At 56.2% G+C, this 12,874-nt stretch carries 12 protein-coding genes; 9 read left to right on the forward strand and 3 right to left on the reverse strand.

What is annotated here, in order from left to right:
* The first annotated feature begins 1 nt into the window (after position 1).
* Genes tatB through tatD form a run of 3 tightly spaced genes read left to right on the forward strand, consistent with a single transcriptional unit; the run spans position 2 to position 2,141 of the window.
* Positions 2-544 carry a Sec-independent protein translocase protein TatB gene (gene tatB, locus ACOTZC_RS22135; RefSeq protein ID WP_023309608.1) on the forward strand — a complete coding sequence of 181 codons (543 nt, stop codon included), beginning with the start codon at positions 2-4 and terminating at the stop codon, positions 542-544.
* Between the two features lie 2 nt (positions 545-546).
* Complete coding sequence (gene tatC, locus ACOTZC_RS22140) at positions 547-1,317, forward strand: Sec-independent protein translocase subunit TatC (RefSeq protein ID WP_252041483.1); 771 nt, start codon at positions 547-549, stop codon at positions 1,315-1,317.
* A gap of 41 nt (positions 1,318-1,358) precedes the next feature.
* On the forward strand, positions 1,359-2,141 hold the full coding sequence (gene tatD, locus ACOTZC_RS22145; protein ID WP_045403841.1) for a 3'-5' ssDNA/RNA exonuclease TatD: 783 nt from the start codon (positions 1,359-1,361) through the stop codon (positions 2,139-2,141).
* On the opposite strand, the gene rfaH is transcribed toward tatD, so the two are convergent.
* Positions 2,138-2,629: a transcription/translation regulatory transformer protein RfaH gene (gene rfaH, locus ACOTZC_RS22150; protein ID WP_023309605.1), complete on the reverse strand. Its 492-nt coding sequence runs from the start codon at positions 2,627-2,629 to the stop codon at positions 2,138-2,140. The genes tatD and rfaH overlap by 4 nt on opposite strands.
* 173 nt (positions 2,630-2,802) lie before the next feature.
* Here rfaH and ubiD point away from each other — a divergent pair, with 173 nt between their 5' ends.
* Both ubiD and fre read left to right on the forward strand, forming a co-directional pair.
* Entirely contained in the window at positions 2,803-4,293 is a 1,491-nt protein-coding gene (gene ubiD, locus ACOTZC_RS22155; RefSeq protein ID WP_421636027.1) for a 4-hydroxy-3-polyprenylbenzoate decarboxylase, read from the forward strand.
* Positions 4,294-4,335: 42 nt separating this feature from the next.
* A complete protein-coding gene (fre, locus tag ACOTZC_RS22160) occupies positions 4,336-5,037 on the forward strand; it encodes an NAD(P)H-flavin reductase (RefSeq protein ID WP_008501516.1) in 702 nt (233 codons plus the stop codon).
* 125 nt (positions 5,038-5,162) lie between these two features.
* On the opposite strand, the gene fadA is transcribed toward fre, so the two are convergent.
* Together fadA and fadB are read right to left on the reverse strand one after the other, a co-directional pair.
* Positions 5,163-6,326 (reverse strand): acetyl-CoA C-acyltransferase FadA, encoded by a 1,164-nt coding sequence (gene fadA, locus ACOTZC_RS22165; RefSeq protein WP_008501515.1) that lies wholly within the window; start codon positions 6,324-6,326, stop codon positions 5,163-5,165.
* Positions 6,327-6,335: 9 nt separating this feature from the next.
* Entirely contained in the window at positions 6,336-8,525 is a 2,190-nt protein-coding gene (gene fadB / locus ACOTZC_RS22170) for a fatty acid oxidation complex subunit alpha FadB (protein WP_421636026.1), read from the reverse strand.
* A gap of 190 nt (positions 8,526-8,715) precedes the next feature.
* Here fadB and pepQ point away from each other — a divergent pair, with 190 nt between their 5' ends.
* From pepQ to hemG, 4 genes are read left to right on the forward strand one after another with little or no spacing between them, the layout of a single operon-like run.
* Positions 8,716-10,047 (forward strand): Xaa-Pro dipeptidase, encoded by a 1,332-nt coding sequence (gene pepQ / locus ACOTZC_RS22175; RefSeq protein WP_421636028.1) that lies wholly within the window; start codon positions 8,716-8,718, stop codon positions 10,045-10,047.
* The gene (locus tag ACOTZC_RS22180; protein WP_023309601.1) at positions 10,047-10,661 is read left to right on the forward strand and encodes an IMPACT family protein; all 615 of its coding nucleotides are present in this window, start codon (positions 10,047-10,049) and stop codon (positions 10,659-10,661) included. The genes pepQ and ACOTZC_RS22180 overlap by 1 nt, the downstream gene beginning before the upstream one ends.
* Before the next feature lie 41 nt (positions 10,662-10,702).
* Positions 10,703-12,154 (forward strand): Trk system potassium transporter TrkH, encoded by a 1,452-nt coding sequence (gene trkH, locus ACOTZC_RS22185; RefSeq protein WP_023309600.1) that lies wholly within the window; start codon positions 10,703-10,705, stop codon positions 12,152-12,154.
* Between the two features lie 10 nt (positions 12,155-12,164).
* Positions 12,165-12,710 (forward strand): menaquinone-dependent protoporphyrinogen IX dehydrogenase, encoded by a 546-nt coding sequence (hemG, locus tag ACOTZC_RS22190; RefSeq protein ID WP_029739672.1) that lies wholly within the window; start codon positions 12,165-12,167, stop codon positions 12,708-12,710.
* Positions 12,711-12,874 lie beyond the last annotated feature (164 nt).

The raw sequence follows: 12,874 nt of genomic DNA on the forward strand, positions 1-12,874 counted from the left end.
CGTGTTCGACATTGGTTTTAGTGAGCTCCTGCTGGTCTTTGTGATTGGCCTGATTGTGCTGGGGCCGCAGCGTCTGCCGGTGGCAGTGAAAACCGTTGCGGGCTGGGTTCGTGCGCTGAGATCGCTGGCATCGACCGTTCAGAATGAACTGGCGCAGGAGCTTAAGCTGCAGGAATTTCAGGAAAGCCTGAAAAAGGTCGAGAAGGCGAGCATGGATAACCTGACGCCGGAACTGAAAGCGTCAATGGATGAGCTGCGCGAAGCGGCGGAATCGATGAAGCGTTCCTATAGCGTTAACGATCCTGAAAAAGCGAGCGATGAAGCGAACACCATCCATAACCCGGTGGTTAAGGGCAGCGAGGAGCAGCGCGAGGGCGTAACGCCTGCCAGTGCTGAACATCAGGCTGCCGCACCAGAACAGACGCCGCACGAAACCGAATTGAAAAAACAGGCGCAGCCAGAAGAGCCAGTGGCAAAAGCGGCGGAAGTGAAGCCCGCTGCGTCCGTTTCCGAATCATCCCCCTCGTCGAGTGATAAAGCGTAAACATGGCAGTAGATGATACTCAACCGCTGATTACGCACCTCATTGAGCTGCGTAAGCGCCTGTTAAACTGCATTATTGCGGTTTTACTCATATTCCTGTGCCTGGTCTATTTTGCCAACGATATCTATCAGGTGGTCTCTGCGCCGCTGATCAAGCAGATGCCGCTGGGCGCAACGATGATTGCAACAGACGTTGCTTCTCCGTTCTTTACCCCCATCAAGCTGACCTTTTGGGTGTCGTTGATTGCCTCTGCACCGGTCATTCTTTACCAGTTGTGGGCGTTTGTGGCGCCAGCGCTGTATAAGCATGAACGCAAGCTGGTGATCCCGCTGCTGGTGTCCAGCTCGCTGCTGTTCTATATCGGCATGGCGTTTGCCTATTTCGTCGTCTTCCCGCTGGCCTTCGGCTTCCTGACGCATACCGCGCCGGAAGGGGTCCAGGTGTCGACGGATATCGCCAGCTACCTCAGCTTTGTGATGGCGCTGTTTATGGCGTTTGGCGTGGCATTCGAAGTGCCGGTGGCCATTGTGCTGCTCTGCTGGGTAGGAGTAACGACCCCGGATGACCTGCGTAAGAAGCGTCCATATATTCTGGTGGGCGCCTTCGTGGTCGGCATGCTGCTGACACCGCCGGATGTTTTCTCGCAGACGCTGCTGGCCATACCGATGTACTGCCTGTTTGAGGTCGGCGTATTCTTCTCGCGTTTCTACGTGGGTAAAGGGCGTCGAGCGGATGACGAAGACGATACGTCCGACAAGACCACTGAAGAGTAAAATCAGCCGCCCGTCAGGGCGGTTGTTATATGGGGATTTGCATGTTTGATATCGGACTCAACCTGACCAGCTCGCAGTTTGCGAAAGATCGTGATGAGGTGGTTGCGCGCGCGTTTGCCGCCGGGGTGAAAGGACTGCTGCTGACGGGCACCAACCTGCATGAGAGCGAGCAGGCGCAGCAGCTGGCTCAAGGCTACGATCGCTGTTGGTCTACCGCTGGCGTGCATCCTCACGACAGCAGCCAGTGGACAGCGGAAAGTGGCGACACTCTCTACAGGTTGGCGAAGACGCCAGAAGTGGTGGCGATCGGCGAATGCGGTCTCGATTTCAACCGTAATTTTTCCACGCCTGAAGAGCAGGAAAAGGCGTTTACTGCCCAGCTTGCGCTCGCAGCAGAGCTTGAAATGCCCGTGTTTATGCACTGCCGCGACGCGCATGAGCGTTTCCTGACACTTCTGGATCCGTGGCTGGAGAAACTGCCCGGCGCGGTACTGCACTGCTTCACCGGTTCACGGCAGGAAGCGCTGGATTGCCTGAAGCGAGGGCTTTATCTAGGTATTACCGGCTGGGTTTGCGATGAGCGCCGCGGGCTTGAACTTCGTGAGCTGTTGCCAGTAATCCCGGCTGACCGGCTGCTCCTCGAAACCGATGCGCCTTATCTGCTACCGCGCGATATGAAATCCAAACCTGCATCGCGGCGGAATGAGCCCGCGTATCTGGGGCACATTGTTGAGAGCGTCGCGAAGTGGCGCGGAGAGGATCCGCACTGGCTTTCGGCGCAGACGGATGACAACGTGCGTAATCTGTTCGGAATAAACGTTTAAAGCTTGCGGAAGTCGGTGTTTTTAACGCTCTGCAGCACCTGCTTGTTCAGCAGATTGAGCAACAGCATAGAGCGCGCTTCCCCGTCCGGCTCGGCAAAAATCGCCTGCAGGCCTTCGAAAGCGCCTTCGGTAATCACGACGCTATCGCCTGTGTAAGGGGTTTCGGGGTCGGTGATCCCCTCAGGCTGTTGATAAATCGACAGCTGATGAATGACCGTCGACGGAACCGTTGCCGGATGGGCACCAAAACGAACGAAGTGGCTGACGCCGCGCGTTGCGCTGATGGTGGTGGTATGGATGACTTCCGGGTCGAACTCCACAAACAAGTAGTTCGGGAACAACGGCTCACTGACGGTTGTGCGCTTCCCGCGCTGCATTTTTTCAAGCGTGATCACGGGCGTCAGGCAATTTACAGACTGACGTTCAAGATGTTCCTGCGCGCGCTGAAGTTGCCCGCGTTTGCAATACAGTAAATACCAGGCCTGCATAATCACTCTTTCCCTTAGTTCGGGGCGCAAGCATATCAAAACCCTGGCGGGATCGCTAAGTTGATTATAATGGGGGAAAATGGAACAGAACGCATAAGTTCACGCTTATTTAACAAAATTACAGCATCAAGCAGGCTTACGCCGTATAATGAAGCGCTTACAGAGAGGCCATGATTAACTGCATGAAATACCACGATCTCCGCGACTTCCTGACGCTGCTGGAAAAGCAGGGTGAACTCAAACGTATTACACTTCCTGTCGATCCTTACCTGGAAATGACAGAAATTGCTGACCGCACCCTGCGTGCCGGTGGCCCCGCATTACTGTTTGAAAATCCGAAAGGTTACTCCATGCCGGTGCTGTGCAATCTGTTTGGTACACCGCGTCGTGTTGCACTGGGAATGGGGCAGGAAGACGTCTCTGCGCTGCGTGAAGTCGGTAAACTGCTGGCGTTTCTGAAAGAGCCGGAGCCTCCGAAGGGCTTCCGCGATCTGTTCGACAAGCTGCCGCAGTTTAAGCAGGTGCTGAACATGCCCACCAAGCGCCTGCGCGGCGCGCCGTGCCAGCAGAAAGTGCTGGAAGGCGATGCGGTTGATCTGACCAAAATCCCTATTATGCAGTGCTGGCCTGAAGATGCCGCTCCGCTGATCACCTGGGGGCTGACCGTTACGCGCGGCCCGCACAAAGAGCGGCAAAACCTCGGTATTTACCGCCAGCAGTTGATTGGCAAGAATAAACTCATTATGCGCTGGCTGTCGCATCGCGGCGGCGCGCTGGATTTCCAGGAGTGGTGCGCTGCGCATCCGGGGGAGCGTTTCCCGGTGTCTGTCGCCTTAGGCGCCGATCCGGCCACCATTCTGGGAGCCGTCACGCCCGTGCCGGATACGCTCTCTGAATATGCGTTTGCAGGCCTGCTGCGCGGAACGAAAACCGAAGTCGTGAAGTGTATCTCTAACGATCTCGAAGTTCCGGCTAGTGCGGAAATTGTGCTGGAGGGTTACCTCGAGCAGGGTGAAATGGCGCCAGAAGGCCCCTACGGCGACCACACCGGCTATTACAACGAAGTGGATAACTTCCCGGTGTTTACCGTGACGCACATTACGCAGCGTGAAGATGCGATTTATCACTCCACATATACCGGACGTCCACCGGATGAACCGGCGGTGCTGGGCGTGGCGCTGAATGAAGTGTTTGTGCCGATCCTGCAAAAGCAGTTCCCGGAAATTGTTGATTTTTATCTGCCGCCTGAAGGATGCTCGTATCGCATGGCGGTGGTCACGATGAAGAAGCAGTATCCTGGTCACGCTAAACGCGTGATGATGGGCGTATGGTCTTTCCTGCGCCAGTTTATGTATACCAAATTTGTTATTGTCTGCGATGATGACGTTAACGCCCGCGACTGGAATGACGTAATCTGGGCCATTACCACGCGCATGGACCCGGCGCGCGATACGGTGTTAGTCGAAAACACGCCGATAGATTACCTGGATTTTGCCTCGCCGGTTTCCGGTCTTGGCTCAAAGATGGGACTGGATGCCACAAATAAATGGCTTGGCGAAACCGACCGTGAATGGGGTCGCCCGATCAAAAAAGATCCTGCCGTGACCGCGCGAATTGACGCGATCTGGGACGAGCTGGCCATAATGAATAACGGTAAACCCTGAGCTAACCGTTAAGCCCTATAGACTTCCCGACAGAGAGAGCGAATGACAACCTTAAGCTGTAAAGTGACCTCGGTAGATGCCATCACCGACACCGTATATCGCGTCCGTTTAGTGCCTGAAGCGCCATTCTCTTTCCGCGCGGGTCAGTACCTGATGGTCGTGATGGATGAGCGTGATAAGCGTCCTTTCTCTATGGCCTCAACGCCAGCGGAGCAGGAATTTATTGAGCTTCATATTGGTGCGTCAGAGCTTAACCTGTATGCGATGGCGGTGATGGATCGGATCCTGAAGGAACGTGAAATCGTGGTGGATATTCCGCACGGCGATGCGTGGCTGCGCGATGACGAAGACCGTCCGCTGATCCTGATCGCTGGCGGTACGGGCTTCTCTTATGTGCGCTCCATTCTGCTGACCGCCCTGGCGCGTAACCCTGACCGTGACATCACCATTTACTGGGGTGGCCGCGAAGAGAAACATCTGTACGACCTGTCAGAGCTGGAAGCGCTGAGCGTAACCCATCCTAACCTGCGCATTGAGCCGGTGGTTGAGCAGCCGGAAGAGGGCTGGCGTGGTCGTAGCGGGACGGTGCTGACGGCGGTGCTGCAGGATCACGGCACGCTGGCAGGGCACGATATCTATATCGCTGGCCGTTTCGAGATGGCGAAAATTGCCCGCGACCTGTTCTGCAACGAACGTGACGCGCGTGAAGACCGCCTGTTTGGCGATGCGTTTGCCTTCATTTAAATAAAAAACCCGCCCCTGACAGGCGGGAAGAACGGCAACTAAACTCTTTCTCTTCGCCAATGACGCCATAACTGCGTTGGCTGCGTTCGTTCTGACGTCATTGGCTTTGAGATACTTTTCCTGATTTACACTCTCTCAAACACCGTCGCGATACCCTGACCCAGCCCGATACACATCGTTGCCAGACCAAACTGGGCATCTTTGCGTTCCATCAGGTTGATAAGCGTCGTGCTGATACGCGCTCCGGAGCAGCCCAGCGGGTGACCGAGGGCGATCGCGCCGCCGTTGAGGTTAATCTTCTCGTCGATCTGCTCCATCAGCCCCAGATCTTTAATGCACGGCAGGATCTGCGCGGCGAACGCTTCGTTCATTTCAAACAGGTCGATGTCGCTGGCGGTTAATCCCGCTTTTTTCAGCGCCAGCTTCGAGGCCGGAACCGGGCCGTAACCCATGATTGAAGGATCGCAGCCCACGACCGCCATCGAACGTACCCGAGCGCGAGGCGTTAAGCCCAGCTCGCGGGCGCGACTTTCGCTCATCACCAGCATCGCGGCGGCACCGTCGGACAGTGCCGACGAAGTACCTGCCGTTACCGTACCGGTGACCGGATCAAACGCAGGGCGCAGGGTAGAAAGCGCTTCTACGGTGGTTTCCGGGCGGATGACTTCGTCGTAGCTGAACTGCTTCAGTACGCCGTCAGCGTCGTGGCCGCCGGTCGGGATGATCTCATTCTTAAAGGCGCCGGACTGCGTCGCCGCCCATGCGCGAGCGTGAGAGCGCGCGGCAAAGGCATCCTGCATTTCACGGCTAATGCCGTGCAGCCGAGAGAGCATCTCGGCGGTCAGGCCCATCATCCCCGCGGCTTTCGCCACGTTACGGCTCATGCCTGGGTGGAAATCGACCCCGTGGCTCATCGGCACGTGACCCATGTGCTCGACGCCGCCCACCAGGCAGGCCTGAGCATCGCCGGTCATGATCATGCGCGCCGCGTCGTGCAGCGCCTGCATTGACGAACCGCACAGGCGGTTGACGGTGACGGCCGGAACCGAATGCGGGATCTCCGCCAGCAGCGACGCGTTACGGGCGATGTTGAAGCCCTGCTCCAGGGTCTGCTGCACGCAGCCCCAGTAGATATCGTCCAGTGCAGCAGGATCCAGCGCCGGGTTACGCGCCAGCAGGCTACGCATCAGGTGCGCGGAGAGGTCTTCCGCACGCACGTTACGGAACGCGCCGCCTTTTGAACGGCCCATCGGGGTGCGAATCGCATCAACAATGACAACCTTTTCCATTGTGACTCCTTAAGCCGTTTTCAGCTCGCCAACCGGACGGGCTGGCTCAACTGCTGGATAGTAGGGTTCGTTATGGCGCGCTTTGTTACGCAGCCCTTCCGGCACTTCATAAAGCGGGCCGAGGTGCTGATACTGCTGAGCCATATCGAGATAGCGGGCGCTGCCGAGCGTGTCCAGCCAGCGGAACGCGCCGCCGTGGAACGGAGGGAAGCCCAGGCCGTATACCAGCGCCATATCCGCTTCCGCCGGGCTGGCGATAATGCCTTCTTCGAGGCAACGCACCACTTCGTTAATCATTGGAATCATCATGCGGGCGATGATCTCATCGTCGGTGAAGTCGCGTTTCGGCTGGCTAACGTCGGCCAGCAGACCATCCACCACGGCATCTTCTTCTTTCTTCGGTTTGCCTTTGCTGTCTTCTTTATAGCGCCAGAAGCCCTGGCCGTTTTTCTGGCCGAAGCGGTTAGCGTCGAACAGAGCGTCAATGGCGTCGCGATAATCTTTCTGCATGCGCTGCGGGAAGCCTGCCGCCATCACCGCCTGAGCGTGGTGGGCGGTATCAATGCCGACCACGTCCAGCAGATACGCCGGGCCCATCGGCCAGCCGAACTGTTTCTCCATCACTTTGTCGATTTTGCGGAAGTCCGCACCGTCGCGCAGCAGCTGGCTGAAGCCGGCGAAGTAAGGGAACAGCACGCGGTTGACGAAGAAGCCCGGGCAGTCGTTAACAACGATCGGCGTTTTGCCCATCTTGCTTGCCCATGCCACCACTTTAGCGATGGTTTCGTCAGAGGTTTTTTCCCCACGGATCACTTCGACCAGCGGCATTCGGTGTACCGGATTGAAGAAGTGCATCCCGCAGAAGTTTTCCGGACGCTTTAGCACGCTCGCCAGTTCGCTGATTGGAATGGTGGAGGTGTTCGAAGCCAGCACGGTCTCAGGACGAACTTTGTCTTCCGTTTCTGCCAGCACCGCTTTTTTGACTTTCGGGTTCTCAACAACCGCTTCAACGACGACGTCCACGCGGTCGAAACCGCTGTATTCCAGCACGGGCTGAATGGTGGAGATCACACCTGCAAGCTTCAGCCCGTCAATTTTTCCACGCTCCAGCTGTTTATTCAGAAGCTTGGACGCTTCGGTCATGCCCAGCGTCAGGGATTTCTCGCTGATGTCTTTCATCACTACCGGCACGCCTTTCCAGGCCGACTGGTAAGCGATGCCGCCACCCATAATGCCCGCGCCGAGTACCGCCGCATGTTTTGGCGTCTCAACGTTTTTGGTCAGCTGCCTGGCTTTACCCTTCACGAACTGATCGTTGAGGAAGATACCGACCAGCGCGCGAGCTTCATTGGTGTGCGCCAGAGGGACAAAGCTCTGATTTTCGAGCTTCAGCGCTTCATCGCGTCCGAGACGAGCAGCTGCTTCAATGGTTTTCACCGCCGTGATCGGTGCCGGGTAGTGTTTACCCGCCGTCTGCATCACCATGCCTTTGGCGATGGTGAAGCTCATGGTGGCTTCAATCTTGCTGAGTTTTAACGGTTCCAGCTTCGGCTGGCGTTTGGCTTTCCAGTCGAGATCGCCGTTAATGGCCTGACGCAGAATGGCGAGTGCACCTTCAACCAGTTTCTCTGGCTTCACGACGCCGTCGACCAGGCCGATTTTCTGAGCCTGTTCTGCGCCGACATCTTTACCTGCGGCAATGATCTCAAGGGCGCTGTCGGCACCCAGCATGCGCGGCATACGCACGGTGCCGCCAAAGCCCGGCATGATGCCCAGCTTGGTTTCCGGCAGGCCGATGCGCAGGTCCGGCGTCGCCAGACGGTAGTCGGTCGCGAGTACGCATTCGCAGCCGCCGCCCAGCGCGTAGCCGTTAACGGCGGAAATGGTCGGGACAGGCAGATCTTCCAGACGATTAAAGACGCTGTTGGCAAAGTGCAGCCACTGACTCAGCTGTTCTTCCGGGACCAGGAACAGCGAAAGAAACTCGGTGATATCGGCACCGACAATAAAGGCCGCTTTGTTCGAACGCAGCAGCAGCCCTTTTAATTCAGGTTGTTTTTCAAGAACATCCAGCGCCTGGCCAAGACTGGCCACCGTCGCGGTATCAAGCTTGTTCACTGAGCCGGGGGCATCGAACACCAGTTCGGCAATGCCATCTTCCAGCCAGTTGAGGTACAGGGTGTCGCCTTTGTAGAGCATGTCAGTCTCCTGAATCCAGCAATTGGATCTGGTCATACCAGATGAATCGGAGTGTGGGATTTATGTTAATAAAATGCAAATTACTCATTAAGAAAATGCTGCATTGATCACGGTCGGTGGAAATCACGCAGCCGGAGTGAGGTGTGCTAAGATGCGATGACTTGAGGTCAAAAAAACGAAAGGAAGAATGATGGACTCACTGGCTTCGCTTTATAAAAATCATATCGTTACCCTACAGGAACGTACCCGCGATGTACTGGCCCGCTTCAAGCTGGATGCGCTGCTGATCCACTCCGGCGAGCTGATGAATACCTTTCTGGATGACCACGCTTATCCGTTTAAGGTGAACCCGCAGTTCAAAGCCTGGGTGCCGGTGACTCAGGTTCCAAATTGCTGGCTGCTGGTAGACGGCGTGAACAAGCCGAAACTGTGGTTCTACCTGCCGGTCGATTACTGGCACAACGTAGAACCGCTGCCGACCTCTTTCTGGACGGAAGAGATTGATGTGATTGCACTGCCGAAAGCGGACGGTATTGGTAGCCAGCTGCCTGCCGCGCGAGGCAACATCGGCTACATTGGCCCTGTTCCGGAGCGCGCGCTGGGTCTGGATATTCCGGCAGACAAACTCAATCCGAAAGGCGTGCTGGATTACCTGCACTATTACCGCGCCTATAAAACCGACTACGAACTTTACTGCATGCGTGAAGCGCAAAAAACGGCGGTGAATGGCCACCGTGCCGCGCACGAAGCGTTCCAGTCGGGGATGAGCGAGTTCGACATCAATCAGGCCTATCTGACCGCGACGGGCCACCGTGATACCGACGTGCCGTACAGCAACATTGTCGCGCTGAACGAGCATGCTTCCGTACTGCATTACACTAAACTTGACCACCATGCACCGTCTGAGATGCGCAGCTTTCTGCTGGACGCTGGCGCTGAGTACAACGGCTACGCGGCCGATCTGACCCGTACCTGGGCGGCGAATGCGGACACCGATTTCGCGCAGCTGATCAAAGACGTGAACGATGAACAGCTGGCGCTGATTGCCACCATGAAGGCGGGAACTAGCTATGTGGATTACCACATCCAGTTCCATCAGCGCATCGCAAAACTGCTGCGTAAACATCAGATTGTGAAAGATATGAGCGAAGAAGCGATGGTCGAGAACGATCTGACCGGGCCATTCATGCCGCACGGTATCGGCCATCCGCTGGGCCTGCAGGTTCACGACGTTGCGGGCTTTATGCAGGATGACACCGGCACGCACCTGGCGGCACCGTCTAAATATCCTTACCTGCGCTGCACCCGTATTCTGGAGCCGCGTATGGTGCTGACGATTGAACCGGGGATCTACTTTATCGAATCCCTGCTGGCGCCGTGGCGTGAAGGCCAGTTCAGCAAACACTTCAACTGGGAAAAAATTGACGCGCTGAAGCCGTTTGGCGGTATTCGCATCGAAGATAACGTAGTGGTTCACGAAAACGGTATCGAGAATATGACGCGAGACCTGAAGCTGGCCTGATGGAAAGCTGGCTGATACCGGCTGAACCGGTCACCTTTGTTGAGGAAATCAAGAAAAGCCGCTTTATTACGCTGCTGGCGCATACCGACGGCGTAGAGGCGGCAAAGGCGTTTGTCGAATCCGTTCGGGCTGAACATCCTGACGCGCGTCACCACTGTGTGGCGTGGGTGGCAGGGCCGCCGGATGATTCACAACAGCTGGGGTTTTCCGACGACGGTGAACCGGCGGGCACGGCCGGTAAACCCATGCTTTCGCAGCTGATGGGCAGCGGCGTGGGTGAAATTACCGCCGTGGTGGTGCGCTACTACGGCGGCATCCTGTTAGGCACGGGTGGGCTGGTAAAAGCCTATGGCGGCGGAGTTCAGCAGGCACTGAATATGCTCACAACTATCCGCAAAACGCCGCTCACCGAATATACTTTGTTGTGCGATTACGCTCAGCTATCGGGCATTGAAACGCTGCTCAAACAGTTTAACGGCGTCATCGCGCACAGTGAATATCAGGCAATGGTGAAATTACGCGTGGCGCTTCCGCAGGCGGAGCTGGCTGCTTTTTCAGCAAAACTGGCTGATTTTAGTCGTGGTTCGTTGCAATTGCTGCCGATTGAAGAATAATCCCCACCTCACTTTTTTGAATACCAAAGGAAGCGGCAGAGATGCATTTTCGTGCCATAACCCGAATCGTTGGACTGCTGGTCATACTCTTTTCCGGGACGATGATTCTCCCAGGACTGGTGGCGCTTATCTACCGGGACGGCGCGGGGCGGGCATTTACCCAGACCTTCTTTGTCGCGCTGGCGATCGGCTCGCTGCTGTGGTGGCCAAACCGTCGTCAGAAAGGTGAACTGAAATCTCGCGAAGGATTTTTGATTGTGGTCCTGTTCTGGACGGTGCTGGGGAGCGTCGGTTCGCTGCCCTTTATCTTCTCTGAACAGCCTAACCTGAGCATTACGGATGCCTTTTTTGAATCGTTCTCCGGTTTAACAACCACCGGGGCGACGACGCTGGTGGGGCTGGATTCACTCCCGCACGCCATTCTCTTTTATCGTCAGATGCTGCAGTGGTTCGGGGGGATGGGGATCATCGTCCTGGCAGTGGCTATTCTCCCTATTCTTGGCGTTGGCGGCATGCAGCTCTATCGCGCTGAAATGCCCGGGCCGTTGAAAGATAACAAAATGCGCCCGCGTATTGCCGAGACGGCGAAAACCCTCTGGCTTATCTATGTATTACTGACGGTGGCCTGTGCGCTGGCGCTATGGTTTGCCGGGATGCCCGCTTTCGACGCCATCGGACACAGCTTTGCGACGATCGCTATCGGCGGGTTCTCCACCCACGATGCCAGCGTCGGCTACTTCGACAGTCCAACGATTAACACCATTATTGCCATTTTCCTGCTGATTTCAGGCTGTAACTACGGTCTGCACTTCTCTTTACTGAGCGGGCGCAGCCTGAAGGTGTACTGGCGTGACCCGGAGTTCCGTATGTTTATTGGCGTCCAGCTTACGCTGGTAATCATATGTACCCTGGTGCTGTGGTTCCATGATGTCTACAACTCCGCGCTGACCACGCTAAATCAGGCGTTCTTCCAGGTGGTATCAATGGCGACGACCGCCGGGTTTACCACGGACAGTATCGCGCGCTGGCCGCTGTTCCTGCCGGTGCTGCTGTTATGCTCGGCATTTATCGGGGGCTGTGCGGGTTCTACGGGCGGCGGCCTGAAGGTAATTCGTATTCTGCTGTTGTTTAAGCAGGGCAACCGTGAGCTGAAGCGCCTGGTCCACCCGAACGCGGTTTACAGCATTAAGCTGGGGAACCGCGCGCTGCCGGAACGTATCCTCGAAGCGGTGTGGGGATTCTTCTCGGCGTATGCGCTGGTCTTTATCGTCAGTATGCTGGCGATTATCGCGACGGGGGTGGATGATTTCTCCGCCTTTGCGTCCGTCGTAGCAACATTGAATAACCTCGGGCCCGGCCTGGGCGTTGTGGCGGATAACTTTGCCAGCATGAACCCGGTCGCGAAATGGATACTCATCGCCAATATGCTGTTTGGTCGTCTTGAGGTCTTTACGCTGCTGGTGCTGTTCACCCCTACATTCTGGCGCGAGTAAGGAGCCGTTGATGAAAACATTGATTCTTTTCTCTACGCGAGACGGACAAACGCGTGAGATTGCCGCTTATCTGGCTTCGGAATTAAAAGAGCTGGGTATTTACTCTGATGTGGTGAACCTGAACCGTGCGGAGCAGATAGCCTGGCAGGAGTACGATCGCGTGGTAATTGGCGCGTCAATTCGTTACGGGCATTTCCATCCGGCGCTGGATCGCTTTGTTAAAAAGCACACGGCGGTGCTCAACAAATTGCCCGGTGCCTTTTACTCGGTCAATCTTGTCGCTCGTAAAGCCGAGAAGCGTACGCCGCAGACCAACAGCTACACGCGCAAGTTTTTACTCAGCTCGCCGTGGCAGCCAGACCTGTGCGCCGTCTTTGCCGGCGCGCTGCGCTACCCTCGCTACCGCTGGTATGACCGCTTTATGATCCGCCTGATTATGAAGATGACCGGGGGTGAAACCGATACGCGTAAGGAAGTGGTTTATACCGACTGGTCGCAGGTGGCCAGTTTTGCCCGGGAAATCGCACATTTAACGGGCGATTCGCGACATAAATAAGCGTTAAGTTTGAAAAGTGAGCGAACGAAAAGTTTTTTGTATTTTATGCTTGTCACGTCGGAATAACTCCCTATAATGCGCCTCCACTGACACGGAACAACGGCACACACGCCGCCGGGTCAGCAGAGAAAAGCGAAATTAATCGCTTGACTCTGAAGCGGGAA

The organism is Enterobacter cloacae complex sp. SHL009 (assembly GCF_049237205.1).
Lineage (GTDB): Bacteria > Pseudomonadota > Gammaproteobacteria > Enterobacterales > Enterobacteriaceae > Enterobacter > Enterobacter cloacae_M.

Excerpts from the sequence above, each read along its gene's own strand:
- pepQ (WP_421636028.1), top strand. The coding sequence starts at position 8,716 with ATGGACTCACTGGCTTCGCTTTATAAAAATCATATCGTTACCCTACAG.
- fadB (WP_421636026.1), bottom strand. The coding sequence starts at position 8,525 with ATGCTCTACAAAGGCGACACCCTGTACCTCAACTGGCTGGAAGATGGC.
- ACOTZC_RS22180 (WP_023309601.1), top strand. The coding sequence starts at position 10,047 with ATGGAAAGCTGGCTGATACCGGCTGAACCGGTCACCTTTGTTGAGGAA.
- tatD (WP_045403841.1), top strand. The coding sequence starts at position 1,359 with ATGTTTGATATCGGACTCAACCTGACCAGCTCGCAGTTTGCGAAAGAT.
- fre (WP_008501516.1), top strand. The coding sequence starts at position 4,336 with ATGACAACCTTAAGCTGTAAAGTGACCTCGGTAGATGCCATCACCGAC.
- tatC (WP_252041483.1), top strand. The coding sequence starts at position 547 with ATGGCAGTAGATGATACTCAACCGCTGATTACGCACCTCATTGAGCTG.
- trkH (WP_023309600.1), top strand. The coding sequence starts at position 10,703 with ATGCATTTTCGTGCCATAACCCGAATCGTTGGACTGCTGGTCATACTC.
- hemG (WP_029739672.1), top strand. The coding sequence starts at position 12,165 with ATGAAAACATTGATTCTTTTCTCTACGCGAGACGGACAAACGCGTGAG.
- rfaH (WP_023309605.1), bottom strand. The coding sequence starts at position 2,629 with ATGCAGGCCTGGTATTTACTGTATTGCAAACGCGGGCAACTTCAGCGC.
- fadA (WP_008501515.1), bottom strand. The coding sequence starts at position 6,326 with ATGGAAAAGGTTGTCATTGTTGATGCGATTCGCACCCCGATGGGCCGT.